Genomic DNA, 24,063 nt, shown 5'->3' with positions numbered 1-24,063 from the left:
TCCCTTGTCATAACGACAATTTTTAACGCCCACCTACTTAGATTCTGTTTCCAAGGATAATCCTCAAAAAAAATTTTTAGATCGCTCCGTTCCACTACGCTTTTAAAGGTAAAGAAAAGAAGAGCAAAGGGCAAAAGCGCAAGAGTGCAAAGGGCTACTAAGTTCTCCCAACAACGCAGACAACACGAAAACCAATACTGTTGTAGATGTCGACCTCGACCAAATAGCTGAAGGTGCGAGACGCAGAACGGCAGTAAAGAGGAACGTTGAACGAAGACCCGCCCCGCAGCACCTTACTATTACCGCTTCGACTTGTCCAAACACTACCATCTTTAGGCGCATCTATATAATTATTATGCCAATCGTCTTGACACCATTCCCAGACATTGCCGTGCATATCGTATAATCCAAAAGCATTAGGGGGAAAACTACCTACATCTGTTGTTCGTTCAAGATATTTACCTTTTGGCTCAGAAGCATAGGTGTAAGTTCCATTATAATTAGCTAAGTCAGTTGTAATCGTTTCCCCAAAATGAAAGGGTGTAGTCGTCCCCCCACGACAAGCATATTCCCATTCTGCTTCGCTGGGTAGACGATATTCCCGTCCGGTCTGTTGACTCAACTTTTGACAAAACTCTACAGCATCATTCCAAGACACTTGTTCCACAGGACGTTTTGCTCCTGAGAAACGAGAAGGATTGTTACCCATGATTTGTTGGTACTGTTCTTGAGTCACAACAAATTTACCCATAGAAAAACCAGGTACATTTACCTGATGTTGTGGACTTTCACTTTCACTCCAACCTTTTTCTGATGTTGGTGAACCCATCATAAAAGAACCACCAGGGATTTGTACCATATCCAGGGTGATACCATTACCTAAATCTTCTTTAAAATATTTAGCTTGATGATTCTCTTGATTAACTATTTTTCCTGTTTTGTCAACTGTTACCGTTTCAAACTCAAATGTTAATAATTTAGGTTGTACCTGAAAAATCTGACTAAATACAACAGTGGTAACTAAACCTGTTCCTCCTAAACCAGCATAAATTAAAAATTGTCTGCGTTTTATGGGAGGTGGGTTTGACCCTGAAGAATTTCCAGATGGTTTTCTATTTTCCCCCTGAAGTTTTTGATATTCAGCTTCTTCTGACATAAAACTTACTACCTGTATGGGTATGAAAATAAATTACCACAAGTCGTCATATTTATCAAAGGGCGGGCAAGACTTGTACTGAGATTGGTCGAAGTATGCCCACCCCACAAGGTTTGAGTCTTGACTTGATATGGCGGGCAAGACTTGTACTGAGATTGGTCGAAGTATGCCCACCCCACAAGGTTTGAGTCTTAACCTGCTATTGCGTCCTTAATCCATTGTTGTAATGTATTAACGACTTCTTCAATGGCTATTTCTTGAGATTCACGAGTTGCGCGTTTGACTATTTCGACTTTACCATTTGTAATGGCGCGACCGGTGACAATTCTGAAGGGAATACCAATTAAATCCGCATCTTTGAATTTAACACCCGCTCGTTCATCTCTATCATCTAATAAGGTTTCTACTCCTGCTTGATTAAGTTCTGTGTAAAGTTTTTCAGCAACGGCGATTTGTTGAGCATCTTTAATGTTAGGAATTGTGATAATGGCGTGATAGGGGGCGATCGCTATTGGCCAAATTATGCCATCTTGATCATAAGATTGTTCTACCGCTGATTGTGCTAACCGTGACACACCCACACCATAACAACCCATAACTAAAGGCTTTTCTTCCCCTTGTTCATTGGTATAAGTTGCACCCATGGCTTGAGAGTATTTTGTACCCAGTTGGAAAATATGACCAGCTTCGATGCCTCTAGCTGTTTGTAGGCTTTGGTTTGGGTCATGCACAGAGCGATCGCCTGGTCTAGCCTTACGAACATCTACGGTTATCGCAGGTAATGTAAATTGCTCACCCCAATTTGCACCAACCACGTGGAAACCGCTGGTATTAGCACCAGTGACAAAGTTCTTTAACTCCACAGCAGTTTTATCTACCAACCGGACAAACTGAGAATTTACCTGTTTATTAACCCCAATATAATCATCACTAATATCTGGTGCAATATAACCTAAAGGTAAAGATTTAGCTTGCCATGTTCCTTGAGCTTCAACATTTGGTACAGTTAAAGTTAGAATCGTTTTAGCACCAAATCCAGGAGCTAATTTAGTTAATTCATTTTGTAACTTAACTTCATTAATTTCCTGATCTCCACGAATACTAATCAACACCAAAACCGTTAAACCATTATCATAAACAGTTTGATATAAAACGTTTTTGACCACTTGGGTAGAAGAACATTTTAAGAAACTACAAAGTTTTTCAATAGTATCAGTTCCCGGAGTTTCCCGTTGCTCGTAACTTGTAAAAAGTGAAATTTCCGCTGCTGCTGGTAAAGAAACCGCTTTTTCTACATTGGCTGCATATTTACCATCTTCAGTATAGAGAACCTCATCTTCTCCTGCATCTGCTAACACCATAAACTCCGTCGAACCAGAACCACCAATAGCCCCAGAATCAGCTTCCACAGCCCGAAAAGCTAAACCAGAACGCCGCAACATATTACTATAAGCAGTATACATTTCCCGGTAAGTTTTCTGCAAACTTTCCTCATCAGCATGGAAAGAATAACCATCCTTCATAATAAACTCTCGTCCGCGCATTAAACCAAACCGGGGACGAATTTCATCACGAAATTTAGTTTGGATTTGATATAAATGTACAGGTAATTGACGATATGAACGAATCATATCACGGGCAACAGTAGTAATTACTTCCTCATGAGTTGGACCTAATCCTAATTGTTGTTCTCTTCTATCAACCAAAGAAAACATAATTCCTTCAGCCTTAGTATAAGTATCCCATCTTCCCGACTCTTGCCATAATTCCGCCGGTTGTAACTGCGGTAATAAACATTCTTGTGCGCCAGTAGCATTCATTTCTTCGCGCACAATTTGAGAAACCTTTTGCAAAACTCGCCACATTAGGGGAAGATAAGCATAAATCCCACTACCAATGCGACGGATATAACCAGCACGGAGTAGTAATTTATGGCTAGGGATTTCCGCATCAGCCGGATCATCTCTTAGTGTAACAAATAACATCTGTGATAATCGCATTGTTTTTACCTTTACTTACTAACTTTTCAAATCGCGTAGGTTTAAAATGTTTCCACGTCAGAAGAAAATAGGGAACAGGGTGCAGAAAATGTTTATCTATTACCTATTACCCATTACCTATTACCAATAAAATGTATCAAGCCCAACCACCTTTAGAATTTATCCCGCCAGCTTTTAACCCTTTATTGTTAAAATTGGTACATTTAGTTTTACCTAACTGGATGCAGTGGAAAACACCCATTAGCAACATTGAAGCAAACAACGTTGAAACTTTAGCCAATTGCTATCAACGATTTCAGGATGGTAAAATCCGGTTTATGTTAGCATTTCGTCATCCGCAAACAGCAGACCCGCTTTGTTTAACTTATTTACTGTCCCAAATCTTGCCTAAAGTAGCACGAATTGGGGGTATACAGCTACAATATCCACCTCATGCTCATTTTATCTATGATCGGGGCATTCCCCTCTGGGCAGGAGATCATGTAGGTTGGGTCATTTCCCATTTGGGGGGAACTCCCATTCAACGTGGTAAAGCTGACTGGACTGGGTTGCGTTCTGCGCGAGATTTGTATATTAATGGTCAGTTTCCCATGGCTGCTGCGCCGGAAGGTGGTACAAATGGTTTATCAGAGATTATTAGTCCTTTAGAACCGGGTATAGCCCAGATGGGTTTTTGGTGTGTAGAGGATTTGCAAAAAGCCGGAAGAGAAGAGGAAGTTTTAATTTTACCAATTGGGATTAAATATAGTTATGTGAATGAGCCTTGGGATAATATAGCAAATTTATTAACTGAATTAGAAGCAGCCAGTGGTTTATTGATAAATCAGGAAAAAACAGAGGCTACTTTTACTGTACTTTATCCCCGATTATTAAGTTTAGCCGAACATTTGTTAGGGATAATGGAGCAATTTTACACTAAGTTCTATCATCAAAAATTACCAGATCAAAAAATTACCAATGGGGAAATTACAGATAGAAATGAGGCTTTAGCTTATCGGTTACAATCTGTGATGAATATTGCTTTATTTATTGCAGAACAATATTTTGATTTACCATCTAGAGGTCATTGGAATGATAGATGTAGACGAGTAGAACAAGCCGGTTGGAATTACATATTTAGGGAAGATTTTAAGGATATTAAATTAATATCAACCATTGAGAAAAGTTTAGGAGATAGAATTGCTGAAGAAGCAAATTTTCGGATGTGGCACATGAGATTAGTTGAGAGTTTTGTAGCTGTTTCTGGAACTTATATCCGCGAAAAACCAACGGTAGAAAGATTTGCAGAAATGACTTTACTTTTATGGGATATGATTAATAAAATTAAGGGAAATATGACCTTAAATCGTCCCCAATTGGGTAAGCAGCAGGTGAAGATAACTGTGGGTGAACCAATTTCTGTTTCTGAACGTTATCCTGTTTATAAAAGTAGTCGAGTTGCTGCTAAACAATGTGTAGCTGAGTTGACGAGTGATTTACAACAAGTTTTAGAGGGTTTGATAGATACAGTGGCTAATATACAGCAGTTCCCGGTATTATGAAGTACAGATATTAATAATAAAACTCTTGTGGTGCGGGCATACTTCGACCAATCTCAGTACAAGTCTTGCCCGCATAAAGTGTATCTCACTCAAAGCTACTTGCTGTATAATGAGAATATAATTCTCTTATAATTTTAGCTCAATTTATAAATTTCTCCCCTATCAACTAATATCTCTCCTCTCAATAAATCCTTCACAGTTGCTAATAAAGTCCGTCGAGAATCTACCTCAAATAACACAGATATTCTATCAATACCTGCCTCACCTGGTGGGTTAAGTTTAGCAACACATACCTGTTGATGTTGAGTATCTAGAGAACGGTAACTTTCTTGATGTTGAAGAGTGCTAGAAGTCATTCTTCCCCAAGCATCAAAAGCTATTTCCGTTTGTGTCATATCAGCTAATTCACCAATATCTAAACGAATTTCTGTTTGTCCATTATTTGCTGTTTGTAAAGTTAACCATTCTTGACGTTGACAAGGATATTTGTCACCTTTAGTAAATAGTCGATGATAAATATAACTTTTGCTGTAACTTTCCCATAAACGAATTGCGTAACTATGACGTAAAAAATCATCTATTTCGGTAATCTGCGTTATTGCTAATGCACCATGAGAGACAGCATCAAAAGGTTTATTTAGTTTTACCTTAGCTTTACCAAAATAAGATATAATTAGTTGTTGAACTGCGGGAATTAAACAACTTCCTCCCACCAATAAAACCTGTTCAATATCATTTTTACTAATACCCTTTCGCAAAGCAGAAGCTAAAACCTCATCTAAAGTATTTCGTAACTGTTGTAAAAACTGTCTATATTCTAAAATTTCCTCTAATTTTTCACGATTAATCTTTAACTCATAGGACATAAAAGATTCATCATCAAACCAACTTTCAGCCACAGATTGATTTTTTGATAATTGAATCTTTAACCGTTCAGCAATTTCTAATAAATTCTGATAACCAATTTTTCCTACTTGTTCCGCTGTTAAATTTTGAGAACGTAAATAATCATCAACTATCCAAACATCAATATCTTCCCCACCTATGTATGCTTCCGACTTAGCTAAAACCTCAGCACTTAAATTTCCATTATTATCAGAATTTGCAACAGTTCTCACTAAACTTAAATCAAGAGTTCCCCCACCAAAATCTACTACTAAAATTAACTTACCAGGATGTTTTATAGCATATCCTAAAGCCGCAGCAGTAGATTCATCAACGATAGATACCTTTGGAACATTTAACTTTTTTCCTAAATCTCGAAACCAATCTAAATAACGCTCAAAAGCACCAACGGGAACAGTAAAAATCAAATGACTAGGTTCGATATTTTGCTGTTTAATTTCTGTCCAAATAGTTTGCATAAATAACTCACAAACAGAGACAGTATGATAATTTATACCATCAATTTGGATTGCTGGTGGTTGATAATCTCCCGCCAAATCGCGTTTAAACTTTTTAAATAACCGTTCAGGAGGATAACTTTGAGAAAGTCCTAAACGTTGACTTCTCACACCTTCACCTAATACAATATTATTACCTGATTTAATAAACATTAAACTAGGAATAACAGGATATTCTACTCTTTCACCATCAGGATTGACACCCAAAAACAAACGGGATAAATTAGGAAAACGTAAACTTTTAGGTTGTTGAGTATCAGCCTCTAAAATACTGATTACAGTATTACTTGTACCAAAATCAATTGCAATAGTTGTCATAATTATTAATCATATTGTGGTTGTCTTGTGGAGCAGGCATCTTGCCTGCTATTATCATCTTACCTGCTATTATCATCTTACCTGCTATGATATTTGTATATTTGGGCGGGCAGGATGCCCACCCCACAAGATTGTATAATAATTGTATGATAATTGTATGATAATTTAATTATTATTAAACCCTGCTGGTAAAGTGCGACTAACTTTTGCAGGATAGAGAACCTTATCACCATCCTGATAACCAATAAAACAAATATTTGGGCGGGCAGGATGCCCACCCCACAAGATTGTATAATAATTGTATGATAATTGTATGATAATTTAATTATTATTAAACCCTGCTGGTAAAGTGCGACTAACTTTTGCAGGATAGAGAACTTTATCACCATCCTGATAACCAATAAAACGAATATAGACTAATTCCCCCTCTTGAATGTCATCACTATCAGCTTGATGTAATTGGGGATTATAATTAACCTGTTCCCAAGTTTCCCCAATAACAGTATAACCCCAATTGGTAATTAGATTATCTAAAGATGTAAATAGAGAAACCAGGTTTTTAGCTGGTAACTCTGGTTTAGCTAAAGCCATTTTTTTAACTGTGGGATAGTTAGCGAGTAAAGTTTGTAAGTGGGTAAAAGTTTCCTGTTGAAAATCAGTTTGTAATTGTTGAGATTGTTGTTTTAATTCCTCCCTGAGTCGTTGACATTGAAATTCTAACTCTTTAATCTTCTGTTCTGTGTCTGGAGAAGTTACAGATTCATTATTAATAGGTATATCTTGATTATTTGCTGGGAATAAAAACCGCAGAATAAGATAAACAATGATTACGAGAATTACAGCAAAAGCGACTTGATTAATTTGTGCTAACATATTGTTTTTTTAGTCCAATACAGAATATATTGTAGGGTGCGTTAGGTGCAAACCGTAACGCACCGTAATAAATGGAGATAGTATATTGTAGGGTGCGTTAGGTGCAAACCGTAACGCACCGTAATAACGTAATAAATGGAGATGGTGCATTACGCTATCGCTAATACACCCTACTTATAGAGGAATTATTGTTGTTGTAAAGATTGATTTTCGGAAATTGTCATTAACTCATCATCTTGATAATATTCCGGTAACAATTCCTGAGATTCTATTTCACCTAAAGATTTTTCTAACCCCTTTGTTGTTTCCACACAACTAGAACCAGTGACATTTAAAACCCGTTCCACAACTTTACCATCTTTACCAATGCGATATTCAATCTTTTGATATTCAGCCATAATGATTTTTCCTTTTGTCCTGAGGTCCCCGACTTCTTATCTTATTTAATCATTGATTGATAAAATATTACAAGACTTACGCAAAATAGAAAGAAAGTAGGGGTAATTCATGAATTACCCCTAGGAAATAATCAGGGTTTCAGTTATATCTTGCGTAAGTTCTATATTAAAAAGAAGTCAGGGATCTTATTTATTCTTATTTAAACCCATCTACCAACAATAACCCGCAGCGTACCATCTGCTAAAACTTCCTCTTCCTCCACATTAAAACCCTCAGTTTGAATTGTTTCCATCAAAGTTTTATGAGCGTATCTTTGACTAATATGATTAACAAACTCCTGCTGATTAATTTTCGCACCCCAAAAATCAGCCACTAACTCATAACCTTCTCCATTTTGACGAAAACCCAAATCATAACCATTAGCTTGCTTAATCACATACTCAGCATTAGTTTTATCACCCATATAACCCCGAACCTGAGTATTTTGTTCAACCTGATAACCCAACTCCTGCAAAACCTCAAGCAAAACTTCACCCTGCTTAATTTGCACCTTGATAGTTGTAAAATGAGACATAAAAAATCAACTCCTATAAAAAACTCTCCAAAACCTCTTCCCTCCGCGTCCTCTGTGCCTCTGTGGTTCGTTAAAAAAATATTGAATTTAATCCACCTCCAAAGGACCCAAACCCTGCTGCTGAGAATAAACCTTCAACTCCTCAATTAACAGCGTATCAATAGAAGCCGTTCTTGCGCCAGCTTCCGCAGCCCAGCGTTTTAAACTAGTAATTTGTTCCTTAGCAATAGCCGCCAAAGGAACAGTTTCCGATACCGCAGCTAAAATATCTTCCGTGCTAAAATCCCGCCTATTACCATCAATTAAACTACCAAAAGCGCGGTGCATACCATCAATAATTACCTGTTGAATTTCCGCACCGCTAAAATTTTCGCTATGACTTGCAAGTTTCTGTAAATCAAATTCTCGCAGTCGGGAAGGACGGATTTTTTGCAAGTGGACTTTAAAAATATCATGGCGTTCTTTTTCCGTAGGTAAATTTAAAAAGAATATTTCATCAAATCGCCCTTTCCTTAATAACTCCGCTGGTAATATTTGCACATTATTAGCAGTAGCCACCATAAACACCGGACTAGTTTTTTCTTGCATCCAGGTAATGAGTGTACCAAATACCCGGCGCGATGTTCCAGAGTCACCATCTGTACCACTATTAATATTACCAAAAGCCTTATCTACTTCATCCATCCATAATACACAAGGTGATATTGCTTCTGCTAATTGTATCATTTGCCGAATGCGACTTTCACTTTCTCCCACTATACCCCCAAATAATCTCCCCACGTCCAAACGTAACAATGGTAAACGCCATTCGTGGGCGATAGTTTTAGCCGATAATGATTTACCTGTGCCTTGGATTCCTACTAATAAAACGCCTTTGGGGTTGGGTATTCCATAACGTCGTGCTTCTTCGGTAAAAGCATCTTGACGCATTCTTACCCACTGTTTGAGATTTTCCAAGCCACCGACGTTTTTTAATGATTCATTGGCCGTGTAAAATTCTAAAATTCCGGTTTGTTTAACTGCTTGTTTTTTCTCTTCTAAAACTCTATCAATATCTGTTTCGTTAACTTGTCCTTTGGCTGCTAAAGCGGCGGCTAAAACTCTTCTAATTCTCGCCCGACTTAATCCTTGACAGGCTTTGATTAATTGTTCTTTTCCTAGTCCATTTAAGTTAAGTTTTTCCGGGACTATTAATTGCTGAATTAAATAATCAATTTCTTCGATGTTGGGTAAGGGAAAATCAATAACTGTAACTTCTTCTTGTAATTCTGGAGGAATGGTTAATATATGACTAGTGAGGATGAGAGTTTGGCGTGTGCGTTTCAGTTGACGGGTGAGGTTTTTGATAGCCCGAATTACGGGAGCATTTTTTTCTGTTTCGGAGTTTTTGAGGATAAAATGTATGTCTCGCAATACAAAAATTGTGGTTGTATTTTCTGAGGTTTTGGTAATTCTTGATAATGCACCCATGACTGAACCTTTATCACTTCCATTATCATCCCAACCGGTGACGATATCCCATAATAATAGTTGTCGTGGTGTCTGGGATATTTGGGTGAGTTGTTGGAGGACTTGTTCTATTGGTTCTTCTTCGACTCCGACTATATATAGTAGGGGATAGCGGGCGCGAAGCATGAGGTCTATTTGTTGGAGTAGTTGTTGATGGGGGTTATTCATTATGTATAAATAGGGGGATTAGTTGTTAGTTTATTGGGTTTTTATTTCGCGCCAAGTCGCAAAGGAGCAAAGACGCAAAGAAGAAAATTTTTTGTCAGAATCAGGTGGTTATCGAGCGAAGTCGAGATAATAACCAAGATTTGAGGATGTACAGGATGTGATTGTTTGATTATTGGTTAGTTGTTATTATTCATGATTCGTTAATCGTTGGTTTGATGTATGCTGTATTTAAAATAGCATATTTAGGACATTTCGTTATTTGTTTACATAATTTTAAGATTGTCAGAATCAGGTGGTTATCGAGCGAAGTCGAGATAATATCCAGGATTTGAGGATGTACAGGATGTGATTGTTTAATTATTCGTTAGTTGTTGATGATTAGGATAGAGAAAAGTAAATAAATATTTATGAAGTGAGATAGAAGATTATTGTCAGAATCAGGATGTCCAGGATTTGAGGATGTACGGGATGTGATTGTTTAATTATTCGTTAATTGTTGATGATTAGGATAGAGAAAAGTAAATAAATATTTATGAAGTGAGATAGAAGATTATTGTCAGAATCAGGATGTCCAGGATTTGAGGATGTACAGGATATGATTGTTTGATTATTCGTTAGTTGTTGATGATTAGGATAGAGGAAAGTAAATAAATATTTATGAAGTGAGATAGAAGATTATTGTCAGAATCAGGATGTCCAAGATTTGAGGATGTACAGGATGTGATTGTTTAATTATTCGTTAGTTGTTGATGATTAGGATAGAGAAAAGTAAATAAATATTTATGAAGTGAGATGTAAGATTATTGTCAGAATCAGGATGTCCAGGATTTGAGGATGTACAGGATGTGATTGTTTGATTATTCGTTAGTTGTTGATGATTAGGATAGAGGAAAGTGAATATTTATGAAGCGAGATGTCAGAATAAATACATAAACACCAGTCATTAACCATCAAATAACAATCCTGTCAATCCTATAATCCTGGTTATCCTGATTCTGACAAAAAATTTTTCTCGCTGTGCGAGAGAGATAAGACAAGAAAAGAGCAAGAGGGCAAAAGCGCATAGTGCTATTAAGTCCTCGCCGCACCACTACATACAACCCGAAAACCAATATAGAAGCTGCCGTCGTCGGCGAGGTAGTCGTCGTAGCGACAAGCAGAACGGCAAGTAAGAGAACCGAAGAGGCACGAACCACCGCGCATCAGATATTCATCACTACTTGATATATTATTTAACCATGCGCTTCCATCTGTAGGCGCACCTTTATAGTTACTATGCCAATTATCTTGACACCACTCCGATACATTGCCGTGCATATCATATAATCCAAAATTGTTAGCTACTCCAAAGCTGCCTACTACTGTTGTAATTCCTTCAATCCCAAAGCCATAAATATAACTATCGTTCCCAACGCCATAAGTATAACTATGGTTACCATTATCGTAATTATAGTTAGCCAAATGCGTTGTAATCGTCTTTCCAAAGTGAAATGGTGTAGTAGTTCCCGCTCTACAAGCATATTCCCATTCAGCTTCACTAGGTAATCTGTAGGTTTTTCCTGTCCTTTGGCTTAACTTTTCACAGAATTTAACCGCATCATGCCAACTAACGCTTTCAACAGGGCGATTACTACCTTTAAAAAAAGAAGGGTTAGTTCCCATAATAGCTTGATATTGTGCCTGTGTTACTGGATATTTCCCCATGAAGAAACCTGGAACAGTAACTTGATGTTGAGGATTTTCACTATCCCTTCTTCCCTCTTCATTTTCTGGTGAACCCATCATAAAAGTACCACCAGGAATTGCAGCCATTTCCAAAGTAACACCATTACCCAAATATTCCATAAAATATCTAGCTATACGCGGCTGACGGTGAATAATAAATTGATATTCGCCGATTTCATATTGAAATTCGCCGACTTTATCGGATTTGAAGATAAAGTCGTCAAATTCGTCGTCAAATTCGTTGTCTTCGTCGTCGACTGTGACTACTTCAATTTGTTCTAGTTTAAACCCTAGTTTATAAGGATCTTGTAATATTTGCTTAATTCTTGGTTCTGTTTTGTCACTTAATATTAAATAAGCCGCATTTTGAATATCCCAAGATTCATCCTTTAAACCTGCAATTACTAAATCTAAACCCTGTTCTCCATAATTCACAGCTTGCTCAAGTGCAGCAATTCTCACCTTTGCATCTGGATTTTGCAACCGCAATTTTACCCCTTCAATACCACCTAAAACCGCAGCACCTTCTAGTGATGGACTATTACCACCAAGCACAGCATCGTATTCTCGCGGTTGTTGTGGATGATTCATGATTCGTTAATGGTTGGTTGGATGTATGCTGTATCTAAAATAGCATATTTAAGGCATTTCGTTATTTGTTTACATAATTTTAAGATTGTCAGAATCAGGTGGTTATCGAGCGAAGTCGAGATAATGTCCAGGATTTGAGGATGTACAGGATGTGATTGTTTGATTATTCGTTAGTTGTTGATGATTAGGATAGAGGAAAGTAAATAAATATTTATGAAGTGAGATAGAAGATTATTGTTAGAATCAGGATGTCCAGGATTTGAGGATGTACAGGATGTGATTGTTTGATTATTTGTTAGTTATTGATGATTAGTATGGAGAAAAGTGAATATTTATGAAGTGAGATGGAAGATTATTGTCTGATAGCGAAGCGTGGCGTAGCCATATCAGGATGTCCAGGATTTGAGGATGTACAAGATGTGATTGTTTAATTATTCGTCAGTTGTTGATGATTAGGATAGAGAAAAGTAAATAGATATTTATGAAGTGAGATAGAAGAATAAATATATGAATCTCATCTATCAATCATCAAATTACAATCCTGTAAATCCTTTAATCCTGGATATCCTGATTCTGACAAAAAAATTTTCTCGCTGTGCGAGAGAGATAAGACAAGAAAAGAGCAAGAGGGAAAAAGCGCATAGTGCTATTAAGTCCTCGCCGCACCACTACATACAACCCGAAAACCAATAAAGTCGTAGTAGCCGTCGAGGAGGCCGTCGTTGAAGCGAGCAGCAGAACGGCAATTCCCAGGATAGAAGTCCCACGAACCACCGCGCAGCAGCTTTGACGTAGTTGAGCTTGTCACAGCACTACCATTTGTAGGCGCGTTATTATAGCTATTTACCCAATCATCCAAACACCACTCCCAGACGTTTCCGTGCATATCATATAATCCAAAAGCGTTAGGGGGAAAAGAGCCTACATCTGTAGTTTGTCTACGATACTTACCTTTAGGAGCAGAAGCGTAAGTATAATTACCATTATAGTTAGCTAAATCCGTTGTAATCGTCTCTCCAAAGTGAAATGGTGTGGTAGTTTCGGCTCTACAAGCATACTCCCATTGTGCTTCGCTGGGTAGGGTGTATTTTTTTCCTGTCCTTTGGCTTAACTTTTCACAGAATTTAACCGCATCATTCCAACTAACGCTTTTAACAGGGCGATTACTACCTTTAGAAAAAGAAGGGTTAGTTCCCATAATAGCTTGATATTGTGCCTGTGTTACTGGATATTTTCCCATGAAGAAACCTGGAACAGTAACTTGATGCTGGGGACTTTCATCATCCCTTCTTCCCTCTTCATTTTCTGGTGAACCCATCATAAAAGTACCACCAGGAATTGCAGCCATTTCTAATGTCACACCATTACCCAAATCTTCTATAAAATATCTAGCTACACAGGGCTGACGCTGAATAATTTCGCCATATTTGTTAGTTGTGACTACTTCAATTTGTTCTAGTTTAAAACCTAGTTGATTAAGATTTTCTAATATTTCCTTAATTCTTGTTTCTGTTCTTTTATTTAATATTAAATAAGCCGCATTTTTAATATCCCAAGATTCATCCTTTAAACCTGCAATTACTAAATCTAAACCCTGTTCTCCATAATTCACAGCTTGCTCAAGTGCAGCAATTCTCACCTTTGCATCTGGATTTTGCAACCGCAATTTTACCCCTTCAATACCACCTAAAACCGCCGCACCTTCTAGTGATGGACTATTACCACCAAGCACAGCATCGTATTCTCGCGGTTGTTGTGGATGATTCATGATTGGTTAATGGTTGGTTTCATGTATGCTGTATCTAAAATAGCATATTTAGGGCATTTTGTTATTTGTTTACATAATTTTAAGATTGTCAGAATCAGGTGGTTATCGAGCGAAGTCGAGATAATGTCCAGGATTTGAGGATGTACAGGATGTGATTGTTTAATTATTCGTTAGTTGTTGATGATTAGGATAGAGAAAAGTAAATATTTATGAAGTGAGATAGAAGATTATTGTCTGATAGCGAAGCGTGGCGTAGCCATATCAGGATGTCCAGGATTTAAGGATGTACGGGATGTGATTGTTTAATTATTGGTTGGCTGTTGATGATTAGGATAGAGAAAAGTGAATATTTATGAAGTGAGATGGAAGAATAAATATATGAATCTCATCTATCAATCATCAAATAACAATCCTGTTAATCTTGTTAATCCTGGTTATCCTGATTCTGACAAAATATGATAAACACCAGCCATTAACCATCAAATAACCATCCTGTAAATCCTATCATGCTGGTTATCCTGATTCTGACAAAATAAAATATGATAAACACCAGCCATTAACCATCAAATAACAATCCTGTTAATCCTGTTAATCCTGGTTATCCTGATTCTGACAAAATATTATAAACACCAGCCATTAACCATCAAATAACCATCCTGTAAATCCTCTAATCCTGGTTATCCTGATTCTGACAAAATAAAATATGATAAACACCAGCCATTAACCATCAAATAACCATCCTGTTAATCCTGTTAATCCTGGTTATCCTGATTCTGACAAAATAAAATATGATAAACACCAGCCATTAACCATCAAATAACAATCCTGTTAATCCTCTAATCCTGGTTATCCTGATTCTGACAAAATATTATAAACACCAGCCATTAACCATCAAATAACAATCCTGTTAATCCTCTAATCCTGGTTATCCTGATTCTGACAAAATAAAATATGATAAACACCAGCCATTAACCATCAAATAACCATCCTGTTAATCCTTTCATCCTGGTTATCCTGATTCTGACAATATGTTACAATCGGAATTGAGAGAAACAGGAGCATAAAACTATGCCATTAATCAAAATACCAAGACATTATCTTGTATCTCAAGATGAAGATTCAATTACAGTAGATGTACCAGAATCAATGCTATCACATTGGAAAAAAGACTATCAAAAAATTATTCAAGCTAAAGGAATTTTAAAGCATAAAAAAGCAGCAATGTTAGCTCATTTAGATACTCTGCGTCAGGAATGGGAAGAATGAAATATCTTTATGATACCAATATTTTTATTTACTATCTAGCCGATGATATAACAGTTAATTCATAGTTTACAGAAGAGTTTTTGAATTTGCACGAAATTTTAATTTCACCGATTATCCGCATTGAATTACTGAGTTTTACTGGCTTATCAAAAGAAGAGGAACAGTCTATTGAAGATTTGCTATCCCAGTTTAACACAGTTCCATTGTTACGAGAAATTGAAAATCAGACAATCCAAATCAAACGACAATATAAAATTAAACTTCCTGATGCAATTATCGCAGCTACAGCAATAAATCAAGACGCATTTTTAGTAACAAGAAATGTCGGTGATTTTAAAGGAATTACTGGACTAAAGATTGAAAATCCCTTTATTAATTGATAATGGAGGAAAATATAACTTTTATCCTGTAAATCCTATCATCCTGGATATCCTGATTCTGACAAAGATTCATATTACTAAATTACTAAACCATCTTTTCTCACATTACCAAAAAAACCACTATCATAATTTTCTAATTGTTCAGAATTAGCAAAGGCACAACTGATTAAAACATTATATTCTAGGCACAAATCAGCGATTAATTGACTAATCTTCTCACTTTCTTGGGAATAGTTAAAAACATCTTTTAACACAATTAAAATATCAATATCTGAATCTGGTTGTGCTGTTCCTCTAGCTTGTGAACCATATAAAATTAGTTTTTCTAACTGTTCTCCATAAAGTTGTTTTAACTTTTGCTGTACTTGGGTTAAAACAGTGGAAATAGGTTGATTTAGCATAATTGTTAATTAACAATTACTCTGAGTTAATGGTTACTTTGATATATCCTATATTCAAAATAGCATATTATTCTCTGAATCAGGATGTACAGGATGTGATTGTTTAATTATTCGTTAGTTGTTGATGATTAGGATAGAGAAAAGTAAATATTCTTAAAGCGAGATGTAAGAATAAATACATAAACACCAGCCATTAACCATCAAATAACCATCCTGTTAATCCTATAATCCTCGTTATCCTGATTCTGACAAAATAAAATATTATAAACACCAGCCATTAACCATCAAATAACCATCCTGTTAATCATCTAATCCTCGTTATCCTGATATGGCTAACGCCACGCTTCGCTATCAGACAAAATATGACAAAATATTATAAACTTGCTTGTGCTATGTTGGTTTGGCTGAGATTAAAAAATTTAGCCTATCAAACAGGTCAAACTATTTATAAAATCAAGCACAATTTACTGTCTAATTATTTAATTCAGCCACTAAAACGTCCAGATGTTCAAATGTATTTGGTCTGATTTAAAATCATCCGCTTCCTTCTGTAGCGATCGCTGGTGCCAGTTGCGTAAGTCTTGGCTCCTTGCCTTGCTATAACGATTATTTTTAACACCAACCTACTTAGTTCGATTAAATTGTATACTAAACTCAAAATCAAATTGAAAAAGGCTCTCAAAAAATGGTTAAAGAGGAAAAACTGCCTTTAGCAAAGCCAGAGATAGCAGTTCACAACCAACAAATCAACCAAAATTCTCAAACCTCTATTGAATATTACAATCGCATTAATCCAGACTTACTAAAATTATTACCAGCAGATGCTAAGGTTATAGTCGAGGTAGGTTGTGGTGCTGGAGCATTAGGCGCACAGTACAAACAGATTAATCCCCACTGTCAATATATTGGGCTAGAACTAAATCCCACCGCAGCCGAGATTGCCACTACCAGACTAGACCGCGTTATTGTCGGCAATGCGGACGACCCCACGTTAGCCACAGGAATTGACCTTAATAGCGTTGATTGTCTTGTTTATGGCGATGTGCTGGAACATATGCAAGATCCTTGGGCTGTATTAAATCGTCATATTGCTTGGCTCAAACCAGAAGGGCAAATATTAGCTTGTATCCCCAACATCCAACATTGGAGTTTAATTGACAAAATATTGCGCGGTGTCTGGGAATACGAGGATGAAGGATTGTTAGACCGTACCCATTTACGCTTTTTTACCTTGAATAGTATTAAAAAGTGGTTTGCCGAAGCCGGGTTGCAAATTTATGAAATTCGGAGGCGGGGACGCAAAGAGGAAAATTATCAGGCATTTCAACAAATTTTATCCCCAGTGGTTCAAGCATTAGGTCTTGATGCCGCCCAATTTGCCATCCAAACGGGGGCGTTGCAGTATGTAGTTAGGGCGTTGAAGTCACAACAACCACCCCGCAGACTATTAATTCAAACTATGATGATGGCTCCTGCTGCCTGTGACAGAGTGCGGGTATTAGAACCAGATCGTCTCAGTTTAACAATTCCTGGTATCCGCACTGTATCAACAGTAAAAACTGCTGATTTGGATATCTCCCAACCAGGAGAAGAAAAAGTATTTATTTGGCAACGCGGCCTGTTGCAAAATCCAGATGATCTTCCTAAAGTTCAAAAACTGCTGCAGCAGAACTATTTGATTGTGGCAGAAATGGACGATGACCCCATGCGCTGGCCTGCTTATGCAGATAATGAGTTTTTTACTTATAAAGCTTGTCACTGTATCCAAACTTCAACGGAGCCAATAGCAGAATTTTTGCGCCAAATTAATCCCAATGTTGTGGTTTTTCAAAATCAACTGGCTCATTTACCACCACCAAGGGAATACAAAACAGATGGTACTATCAGGCTGTTTTTTGGCGCAATCAATCGAGAAGAAGATTGGTCGGTAATTATGCCAGCCTTAAATCGGGTTTTAGCTGACTATCCAGAAACTGTTTCTGTACAAGTTATTTATGACCAGAAATTTTTTGATGCTTTAGCAACTTCACAAAAACAGTTAGAACCTTTCTGTGCTTACGAACGATATCAGGAATTAATGAAAGAGTGTGATATTGCTTTGCTTCCACTGAATTTTAACCGATTTAATAGTATGAAATCGGATCTAAAATTCATTGAGTGTGCTGGTCATGGTGTCACAGTTTTAGCGAGTCCTACTGTGTATGAAAACTCTATTATCGAAGGACAGACAGGTTTGATTTACCGTTCAGAATTAGAGTTTGAAACAAAACTACGGCAATTAATCAAGGATACGGTGTGGCAGCAGCAATTAGCCAAGAATGCTTACCAATGGGTCAAAGACCATCGTTTATTGTCTCAACATTATCGGCAGCGGCGCAATTGGTATCTGCAAATGTGCGAAGATTTACCCAGGTTAAATCAAGAGTTGGCAATACGAGTGCCGGAACTATTTAAGTAACTCACTCAGTTTTTAAGCTATGGGGTTTGACAACTTAAATGATTCTCTAACAAAGAGGCGATCGCTTCTGGATGAACTTTATTGTATTGCTTTTTACCTAACATTAAAACACAATTAGGGGCGCTACTACAGCGTTTTTGACAATCAGTATGTTCAATTATGACTTGATCAGATAAACCGCGATCGCCCAACGTTTTTTCTAACTCTGATAATAAACCCTTTCCACCTCGTTTCAAACAACCAGATTTTTGACATACCATAATCTTGGCTTTAGGTTGAGGAAGGGGATTTTTCAGAGGACAAAAACCAACCGCTTGGATGTGATCAGCTTGGAGTTTTAGCTTATGGCTGTGGGGGTTTAATTTACTAATAGCATTAATGCGAATTTGTTCACCAGGTAATAAAGATGAACCGAGAGAACAACGTAAATTTTTAGGAATTTTGATTTTGATATTTCCTGAGCCAATTCCCAACCGTAAATGTTTACATTTACCTGTTTCCTTACCCACAAATCCTAAAAATTGTCCCTCAATATTTAATTCCGATAATGTCAGATATTTTTCACTCATTTTCAATAACTCAACCTTTGTAAAAGAAAATAATAAACCCCATTTTACTGGGGTAATATTGATAATTACCAGCAAGAAGGAAGAGGAAAAAAGAGATTTCTAACTTTTACCTTCTTGATATTTTCTCAGTTTTTAAGAAAGACGTTTAGCTTCCACAGTTAAAGGTAAACAGCTTTTATCTGGTATTTCACTAAATTCTAATTCCCAACCATTAGCTAAAGTCAAAATTTTACCTGTTTCACTATCTGTTTGTTTGACTACTTCTTCTTCTAAGTCTTTTTTAGCGACATAGACAACTAAAGTACCAGCATCATTCATTCGCAACATTACTCTCATGTTTTTCCTCAGCAGATTCTAGTTCTCTTTTTCGACAACCGATGATGTACCCTGTTTCCAAAAAATGTACAGCATAGATATAATAAGCTTGCAAAAATGTGCCGATACTGGATACATAACCCACATCACCAATTCTTGCTAAAACTTCCCCAATTTCTCGACCAGGAAAAGTTCCATCGTTTTTGATTAGTTTCTTAACTCGGACTTTTTGACCAATTTCAAAAATAGGTTGCGAGTTCAGTTCTATTTCATCACGTTGCATGGGAATACCTTTTTTCGCTGACTAAATTTAATAATTCTTCTGTAGTGAGACTACGTTTTTTGAGAATTGATTGTTGACGAACTATATCCAAAATAGCTTGGGTTTCTTGAGAATCAAGAAAGATTCCATGCTGTTCTAATAAGTTAGATAATGAATGGCGGCCAGAGTGTTTACCTATGACTAAACGCCGTTCCCAGCCCACATCTTCAGGGGAAAATGGTTCATAAGTAATGGGGTTTTGGAGTACACCATGAGCATGAATACCAGACTCATGAGCAAAGGTATTTTCACCCACAATTGCTTTCCAAGGTTGAACGTTAGCACCGGAAGCTCTAGCAACTAATTGAGATAGTTTTAACAAGTGTTGAGTTTTAATTTCTAAATCAACACCGTAGATACATTTGAGAGCCATAATTACTTCCTCTAGGGCTGCATTTCCGGCTCTTTCTCCTAATCCATTAACGGTGGTATTTACAGACATAGCACCAGCTTTGATTCCGGCTAAGGCGTTAGCAGTTGCTAGTCCAAAATCATTATGGGTGTGAATCTCAATAGGAATTGATAGGGTTGATACTAAACGCTGAACTTTTATGTGAGTGCTGAAGGGATCAAGTACCCCAACTGTATCACAAAAACGAAACCGTGACGCTCCCCATTCTTGGGATAATAACGCAACATCTTGGAGAAAATTTTCATCTGCTCTAGAAGAATCTTCGCCACCAACTGATACCCAAAGACCTTCATCTAATGCAAAGCTAATACAGTCTTTTAGTCTTTGTAAACTTACTCGCCATTGACCATGAAATTTAGCCGCAATTTGTACTCCAGATACAGGAATAGCAATATGTACTCGCTGCAATCCACAGGCTATAGAAGCTTTTATATCTGATAATACAGCGCGATTCCAACCTAATAATTTAGCTTGTAAATCTAAGTTACGAATGGCAACAATGGCGCGAATTTCTTCCTCTCCCATGGCGGGAATTCCTACTTCTAATTCATGGACACCAATGGTATCTAAGAATTGAGCGATCGCTACTTTTTCCTCTAAGTTAAAAGCAACACCTGCCGCTTGTTCTCCATCGCGTAATGTCGTATCATTAATCATGATTTGATACATTTTAACATCCCTCTAGCGGAGTTTTTTTGTAATATCCTTGTTCGCTACAATTCTGAGTAAGGTCTGAGTAAGGGTAGATGTGCAATAAATACTTGATTGAGCGAATAAATCATGAATCATGATTTACGATCCTTAATTATTACTCCAATATTTCCGTTGCATCTGTATGGTATGAAACCAAAAACTGGTATCACTGCTCAAATATTTTTGGTGGTATTATTTGTGGATTTTGTCAGCAGCCAATAACCCAGATAAACATTAACAAATCCTGTAAAAAATAACATACTCAAGCCAGCAATGAAGCTAGTAATCATAATTTTACCTCTGATGTTCACTGATAATTTTTCATCTACCTTCACTAAGAATGTTCTGCAAGCCAATCAAAAATTCTGTCTAATTGCTGTAAATCCACTAAACCATATTGCCAAAGCAGCATCGGTAAAGGACAATGATTAAATTCAGGGTGTCGCGTTGCTACTGCAATATCAGCGGTGGAAAGTGCTAGTTCTTTTTGTAGGAATTGCAATAACTTCTTATTACTACTATTAATCACCATAATTGGACATTGACAATCGAAATCAATATAAAGTACAAGTTATTCCCATAAGCAATGACTAATTATTTTAGTTTGAGCAAACTGGGTGAACCTAAGCTTAGGTGAATTATCTTGAATATGCAAGATAGTTTGTGAGCGAACAATGACTTAGGATTGATATGCTTTTGATTAGATATTCCCAAAATCATTAATAGTCATCATTCATACTGATCAAAACTCCACACCGTTACACAAACAATTCTCTAACCATGTCACTAATTGATGACGAGAAGCAAAAAATTGCATTAATGTACTACGAACTAGAATCGCTTCTTGAAGGTTATTCACTTGGATACGCAAAGACCCATCCGGGGGACAGGAACAAGAAATCATTAACTCTTGCAAACGGTGATAAATACACCATCTATCACCCAGAGGAATTTGCAAAATTTGTTCACCAATATTTAAAAAATTACAATTGTGTGGCATGAGTAATTCAAACTGGATAAAGTTGACTTGATTAATCATCTTGATGATGATTTGTGAGAATTTGTATTTGTTTTTCCAGTTGGTCAATCCGAGAAAGTAAAGAACGAATTACACCTGCTTCTAGATCGGGTAATTTGTCATGTTCTAAGGGTGAAATGTGGTTATTCGACTTACGAGAAATAATCCTTCCCGGAACGCCGACTACAGTGGCATCTGGAGGCACATCACTCAAGACAATTGAACCTGCACCAATACGAACGCGATCGCTAATTTGAATATTTCCTAATACTTTCGCACCGGCACCGACGACAACATTATCACCTAAAGTAGGATGACGTTTACCGCTTTCTTTACCAGTTCCTCCCAATGTTACACCCTGATAAATAAGAGCATAATCTCCGATAATCGCAGTTTCACCAATTACCACACCCATACCATGATCAATAAATACGCCTTTGCCAATTTTTGCCCCTGGGTGAATCTCAATTCCTGTCAAAAACCGTCCCCAATGGGAGATAAACCGAGGAATAAAACTCACTTTATGGAGGTGTAACCAATGGGCAAGACGATGTAAACAAAGGGCATGAAACCCAGGATAACAAAATATCACCTCTAACCAATTAGAAGCGGCTGGATCACGCTCAAAAATCATCCGAAAATCACTAATTAACGGTTCTAAAAATAGTCCAGAAGGTTCATGTTTTTTCAGCTTTGTATTGACATTTTCGGTTTTACTGATACTGTTTAAAGACTGGTGCATTGATACTGTGAGGTGAAAAGATCCTGTAGTGTTTTCATGCTTATATCAGATAACTTTCCAAGGGACAAAATTAGTAACGCAGATTAGATTTATTAAATTTATTACCTTTGTACTCAATGGGTTTAAACCCCTCTTTAACAGAACTTTACATTTTCTGTTGGGGTAGGGGTACTAGCTTTTTATGATAGGGGTACTGGTATTTTTGGTTGAGGGATACAGCATTTTTGTACTCAAAACAAATCCCTTAACCTGTAAGACTTTGCAGCTATTTAGGTAAGATATTTTCAGATATATTCAGTTGTACTCATTGCTTCAGAATCGTTGCTTTGATGACAGTAAATATAGTTTTTATGTATTACCTAATACTATTATTATTTTATGGGTTTGCGAGATGAAAGTTGGATTTCTTTATTTTGTTTTATGGTTTGTTAGCTGTAGCTGGGTATACAAAATTTCCAAGCATTATCAATAATGACCTCAGAATATTTAGGCGTTGCTAAATTCATACCGCTATTATGCAACGCCAATATTTACATCAACATACAGCAGTTACCGGTATTCACAAAGTACAGATATTAATGATAAAACTCTTGTGGTGCGGGCATCTTGCCCGCATAAGGTCTACCTCACTCAAGCTGAACTTGTTGTAAATCAACGACCCAAAAGATATTGCATTTTGATTTGAAGATCAGTATTTGAACCTGCTACCAAAACAGCCGCTTGATTAAATTTAGGTGGACCTGTCAGAATTGCTGGATTGTTAGAAAACCCAAAACCTTCTACGGGAATACCAAAAGAATTAGTATTCATCATACCATCTTCATTAGCATCATGAATTAAAGCAACGGCATAATTCCCTGGTTTTAAGTTCTTAAAACTCAGTTTTTGAGGATTTTCTGTGATCTTGATACATTCGGATTGTACAGCTTTTTCACTATCACTAGGAAATCCCTTACTTCCAGAAAAAAGACTAGCACAAATTTTTCCAGATTGGTTTTTTATGCCTGCCACATTAATCGTCAAATTACCATTAAAATTGGCACTCGCACTAGTTAAAAATAGGAAACTTCCCAAAATAGGAAGTAACACTATTAGTCCCTGACTTGATGCTTTCCGCAAGGCGATTTTTAACTGTTCTTTCATTAACTAATTTACCCTCCATTAAATAGAACTAATATTTTATAATATTTTATCCAGCCATCTTGTCAATGTAGATTTTACGATTCTGTAATAGCTACAAAAACATCACTTTTACAAGTATAACAGGAACTAAGAAGATATTAAAAATCATGGGGATTAAAGTCTGATGTGGTGACATAAAAATTACTTGACAAGTAGGCAAATGGTATTACAGCAGTTTCCGAAGTTATGAGGTACAGTTAGTAATAATAAAGATAATACTGTCATGAAAGCATATTCAGTGGATCTCCGAGAAAAAATAGTTGCAGCCCATATTGAGGAA

General features: G+C 36.8%; 21 protein-coding genes and 1 pseudogene. 4 read left to right on the top strand and 18 right to left on the bottom strand.

Going from position 1 to position 24,063, the window contains the following annotated elements; translation table 11 throughout:
* Nucleotides 1-157 precede the first annotated feature (157 nt).
* Nucleotides 158-1,156: a formylglycine-generating enzyme family protein gene (locus H6F39_RS14620; RefSeq protein ID WP_190396927.1), complete on the bottom strand. Its 999-nt coding sequence runs from the start codon at nucleotides 1,154-1,156 to the stop codon at nucleotides 158-160.
* Nucleotides 1,157-1,347: 191 nt separating this feature from the next.
* Complete coding sequence (locus H6F39_RS14615; protein WP_190396926.1) at nucleotides 1,348-3,156, bottom strand: proline--tRNA ligase; 1,809 nt, start codon at nucleotides 3,154-3,156, stop codon at nucleotides 1,348-1,350.
* A 131-nt stretch (nucleotides 3,157-3,287) separates the two neighbouring features.
* Here H6F39_RS14615 and H6F39_RS14610 point away from each other — a divergent pair, with 131 nt between their 5' ends.
* The gene (locus tag H6F39_RS14610; protein WP_190396925.1) at nucleotides 3,288-4,697 is read left to right on the top strand and encodes a 1-acyl-sn-glycerol-3-phosphate acyltransferase; all 1,410 of its coding nucleotides are present in this window, start codon (nucleotides 3,288-3,290) and stop codon (nucleotides 4,695-4,697) included.
* A gap of 134 nt (nucleotides 4,698-4,831) precedes the next feature.
* Here the strand turns inward: H6F39_RS14610 and H6F39_RS14605 are convergent, their stop codons facing one another.
* The 7 genes and pseudogenes from H6F39_RS14605 to H6F39_RS14575 all read right to left on the bottom strand — a co-directional run.
* Entirely contained in the window at nucleotides 4,832-6,418 is a 1,587-nt protein-coding gene (locus H6F39_RS14605; RefSeq protein WP_190396924.1) for an Hsp70 family protein, read from the bottom strand.
* A 321-nt stretch (nucleotides 6,419-6,739) separates the two neighbouring features.
* Entirely contained in the window at nucleotides 6,740-7,291 is a 552-nt protein-coding gene (locus H6F39_RS14600) for a nucleotide exchange factor GrpE (protein WP_190396923.1), read from the bottom strand.
* Between the two features lie 185 nt (nucleotides 7,292-7,476).
* Complete coding sequence (locus H6F39_RS14595) at nucleotides 7,477-7,689, bottom strand: DUF2997 domain-containing protein (RefSeq protein WP_137907118.1); 213 nt, start codon at nucleotides 7,687-7,689, stop codon at nucleotides 7,477-7,479.
* A gap of 200 nt (nucleotides 7,690-7,889) precedes the next feature.
* The gene (locus H6F39_RS14590; protein WP_190396922.1) at nucleotides 7,890-8,264 is read right to left on the bottom strand and encodes a DUF1257 domain-containing protein; all 375 of its coding nucleotides are present in this window, start codon (nucleotides 8,262-8,264) and stop codon (nucleotides 7,890-7,892) included.
* A gap of 87 nt (nucleotides 8,265-8,351) precedes the next feature.
* On the bottom strand, nucleotides 8,352-9,941 hold the full coding sequence (locus tag H6F39_RS14585; protein ID WP_190396921.1) for an AAA family ATPase: 1,590 nt from the start codon (nucleotides 9,939-9,941) through the stop codon (nucleotides 8,352-8,354).
* 1,071 nt (nucleotides 9,942-11,012) lie between these two features.
* Nucleotides 11,013-12,257 (bottom strand): SUMF1/EgtB/PvdO family nonheme iron enzyme, encoded by a 1,245-nt coding sequence (locus H6F39_RS21205; protein ID WP_190396920.1) that lies wholly within the window; start codon nucleotides 12,255-12,257, stop codon nucleotides 11,013-11,015.
* Nucleotides 12,258-12,906: 649 nt separating this feature from the next.
* Nucleotides 12,907-13,704 (bottom strand): annotated as a pseudogene (locus H6F39_RS14575) (formylglycine-generating enzyme family protein); the annotation flags it as partial.
* A 1,389-nt stretch (nucleotides 13,705-15,093) separates the two neighbouring features.
* Here H6F39_RS14575 and H6F39_RS14570 point away from each other — a divergent pair.
* Together H6F39_RS14570 and H6F39_RS14565 are read left to right on the top strand one after the other, a co-directional pair.
* The gene (locus H6F39_RS14570; protein ID WP_137907125.1) at nucleotides 15,094-15,291 is read left to right on the top strand and encodes a hypothetical protein; all 198 of its coding nucleotides are present in this window, start codon (nucleotides 15,094-15,096) and stop codon (nucleotides 15,289-15,291) included.
* A gap of 80 nt (nucleotides 15,292-15,371) precedes the next feature.
* A complete protein-coding gene (locus H6F39_RS14565; protein WP_236097073.1) occupies nucleotides 15,372-15,671 on the top strand; it encodes a type II toxin-antitoxin system VapC family toxin in 300 nt (99 codons plus the stop codon).
* A 77-nt stretch (nucleotides 15,672-15,748) separates the two neighbouring features.
* Here H6F39_RS14565 and H6F39_RS14560 read toward each other — a convergent pair whose 3' ends face one another.
* The gene (locus H6F39_RS14560) at nucleotides 15,749-16,072 is read right to left on the bottom strand and encodes a nucleotidyltransferase domain-containing protein (RefSeq protein WP_137907126.1); all 324 of its coding nucleotides are present in this window, start codon (nucleotides 16,070-16,072) and stop codon (nucleotides 15,749-15,751) included.
* Between the two features lie 685 nt (nucleotides 16,073-16,757).
* On the opposite strand from H6F39_RS14560, the gene H6F39_RS14555 reads away from it, so the two are divergent.
* Nucleotides 16,758-18,530 carry a methyltransferase domain-containing protein gene (locus H6F39_RS14555; protein ID WP_137907127.1) on the top strand — a complete coding sequence of 591 codons (1,773 nt, stop codon included), beginning with the start codon at nucleotides 16,758-16,760 and terminating at the stop codon, nucleotides 18,528-18,530.
* A 17-nt stretch (nucleotides 18,531-18,547) separates the two neighbouring features.
* Here H6F39_RS14555 and H6F39_RS14550 read toward each other — a convergent pair whose 3' ends face one another.
* From H6F39_RS14550 to H6F39_RS14515, 8 genes are all read right to left on the bottom strand, one after another.
* The gene (locus H6F39_RS14550) at nucleotides 18,548-19,099 is read right to left on the bottom strand and encodes a (2Fe-2S) ferredoxin domain-containing protein (protein ID WP_190396918.1); all 552 of its coding nucleotides are present in this window, start codon (nucleotides 19,097-19,099) and stop codon (nucleotides 18,548-18,550) included.
* Between the two features lie 132 nt (nucleotides 19,100-19,231).
* Nucleotides 19,232-19,435, bottom strand: coding sequence for a putative nitrogen fixation protein NifT (gene nifT, locus H6F39_RS14545; protein WP_190372034.1), 204 nt, complete (start codon nucleotides 19,433-19,435; stop codon nucleotides 19,232-19,234).
* Entirely contained in the window at nucleotides 19,410-19,697 is a 288-nt protein-coding gene (locus H6F39_RS14540; RefSeq protein WP_028083316.1) for a nitrogen fixation protein NifZ, read from the bottom strand. Before H6F39_RS14540 ends, nifT begins: the two co-directional genes overlap by 26 nt.
* On the bottom strand, nucleotides 19,687-20,817 hold the full coding sequence (gene nifV / locus H6F39_RS14535; RefSeq protein WP_137907130.1) for a homocitrate synthase: 1,131 nt from the start codon (nucleotides 20,815-20,817) through the stop codon (nucleotides 19,687-19,689). The genes H6F39_RS14540 and nifV overlap by 11 nt, the downstream gene beginning before the upstream one ends.
* 358 nt (nucleotides 20,818-21,175) lie before the next feature.
* Nucleotides 21,176-21,373 carry a DUF2949 domain-containing protein gene (locus H6F39_RS14530; RefSeq protein ID WP_028083314.1) on the bottom strand — a complete coding sequence of 66 codons (198 nt, stop codon included), beginning with the start codon at nucleotides 21,371-21,373 and terminating at the stop codon, nucleotides 21,176-21,178.
* A 210-nt stretch (nucleotides 21,374-21,583) separates the two neighbouring features.
* Complete coding sequence (locus H6F39_RS14525) at nucleotides 21,584-21,841, bottom strand: Asr1405/Asl0597 family protein (protein ID WP_035367753.1); 258 nt, start codon at nucleotides 21,839-21,841, stop codon at nucleotides 21,584-21,586.
* Between the two features lie 31 nt (nucleotides 21,842-21,872).
* Entirely contained in the window at nucleotides 21,873-22,601 is a 729-nt protein-coding gene (cysE, locus tag H6F39_RS14520; protein WP_190372036.1) for a serine O-acetyltransferase, read from the bottom strand.
* A gap of 651 nt (nucleotides 22,602-23,252) precedes the next feature.
* On the bottom strand, nucleotides 23,253-23,744 hold the full coding sequence (locus H6F39_RS14515; RefSeq protein WP_137907132.1) for a DUF2141 domain-containing protein: 492 nt from the start codon (nucleotides 23,742-23,744) through the stop codon (nucleotides 23,253-23,255).
* Nucleotides 23,745-24,063 lie beyond the last annotated feature (319 nt).

The organism is Dolichospermum sp. FACHB-1250 (assembly GCF_014696335.1).
Classification (GTDB): domain Bacteria; phylum Cyanobacteriota; class Cyanobacteriia; order Cyanobacteriales; family Nostocaceae; genus Dolichospermum; species Dolichospermum planctonicum.
The sequence above is the reverse complement of the archived record's forward strand: the minus strand, read 5'-3'. Positions and strand labels throughout refer to the sequence as shown.

What these genes read in the sequence shown, in the direction of transcription:
- H6F39_RS14620 (WP_190396927.1), bottom strand. Translation starts at nt 1,156, where the DNA reads ATGTCAGAAGAAGCTGAATATCAAAAACTTCAGGGGGAAAATAGAAAA.
- H6F39_RS14615 (WP_190396926.1), bottom strand. Translation starts at nt 3,156, where the DNA reads ATGCGATTATCACAGATGTTATTTGTTACACTAAGAGATGATCCGGCT.
- H6F39_RS14610 (WP_190396925.1), top strand. Translation starts at nt 3,288, where the DNA reads ATGTATCAAGCCCAACCACCTTTAGAATTTATCCCGCCAGCTTTTAAC.
- H6F39_RS14605 (WP_190396924.1), bottom strand. Translation starts at nt 6,418, where the DNA reads ATGACAACTATTGCAATTGATTTTGGTACAAGTAATACTGTAATCAGT.
- H6F39_RS14600 (WP_190396923.1), bottom strand. Translation starts at nt 7,291, where the DNA reads ATGTTAGCACAAATTAATCAAGTCGCTTTTGCTGTAATTCTCGTAATC.
- H6F39_RS14595 (WP_137907118.1), bottom strand. Translation starts at nt 7,689, where the DNA reads ATGGCTGAATATCAAAAGATTGAATATCGCATTGGTAAAGATGGTAAA.
- H6F39_RS14590 (WP_190396922.1), bottom strand. Translation starts at nt 8,264, where the DNA reads ATGTCTCATTTTACAACTATCAAGGTGCAAATTAAGCAGGGTGAAGTT.
- H6F39_RS14585 (WP_190396921.1), bottom strand. Translation starts at nt 9,941, where the DNA reads ATGAATAACCCCCATCAACAACTACTCCAACAAATAGACCTCATGCTT.
- H6F39_RS21205 (WP_190396920.1), bottom strand. Translation starts at nt 12,257, where the DNA reads ATGAATCATCCACAACAACCGCGAGAATACGATGCTGTGCTTGGTGGT.
- H6F39_RS14570 (WP_137907125.1), top strand. Translation starts at nt 15,094, where the DNA reads ATGCCATTAATCAAAATACCAAGACATTATCTTGTATCTCAAGATGAA.
- H6F39_RS14560 (WP_137907126.1), bottom strand. Translation starts at nt 16,072, where the DNA reads ATGCTAAATCAACCTATTTCCACTGTTTTAACCCAAGTACAGCAAAAG.
- H6F39_RS14555 (WP_137907127.1), top strand. Translation starts at nt 16,758, where the DNA reads ATGGTTAAAGAGGAAAAACTGCCTTTAGCAAAGCCAGAGATAGCAGTT.
- H6F39_RS14550 (WP_190396918.1), bottom strand. Translation starts at nt 19,099, where the DNA reads ATGAGTGAAAAATATCTGACATTATCGGAATTAAATATTGAGGGACAA.
- nifT (WP_190372034.1), bottom strand. Translation starts at nt 19,435, where the DNA reads ATGAGAGTAATGTTGCGAATGAATGATGCTGGTACTTTAGTTGTCTAT.
- H6F39_RS14540 (WP_028083316.1), bottom strand. Translation starts at nt 19,697, where the DNA reads ATGCAACGTGATGAAATAGAACTGAACTCGCAACCTATTTTTGAAATT.
- nifV (WP_137907130.1), bottom strand. Translation starts at nt 20,817, where the DNA reads ATGTATCAAATCATGATTAATGATACGACATTACGCGATGGAGAACAA.
- H6F39_RS14530 (WP_028083314.1), bottom strand. Translation starts at nt 21,373, where the DNA reads ATGGTGATTAATAGTAGTAATAAGAAGTTATTGCAATTCCTACAAAAA.
- H6F39_RS14525 (WP_035367753.1), bottom strand. Translation starts at nt 21,841, where the DNA reads ATGCCACACAATTGTAATTTTTTAAATATTGGTGAACAAATTTTGCAA.
- cysE (WP_190372036.1), bottom strand. Translation starts at nt 22,601, where the DNA reads ATGCACCAGTCTTTAAACAGTATCAGTAAAACCGAAAATGTCAATACA.
- H6F39_RS14515 (WP_137907132.1), bottom strand. Translation starts at nt 23,744, where the DNA reads ATGAAAGAACAGTTAAAAATCGCCTTGCGGAAAGCATCAAGTCAGGGA.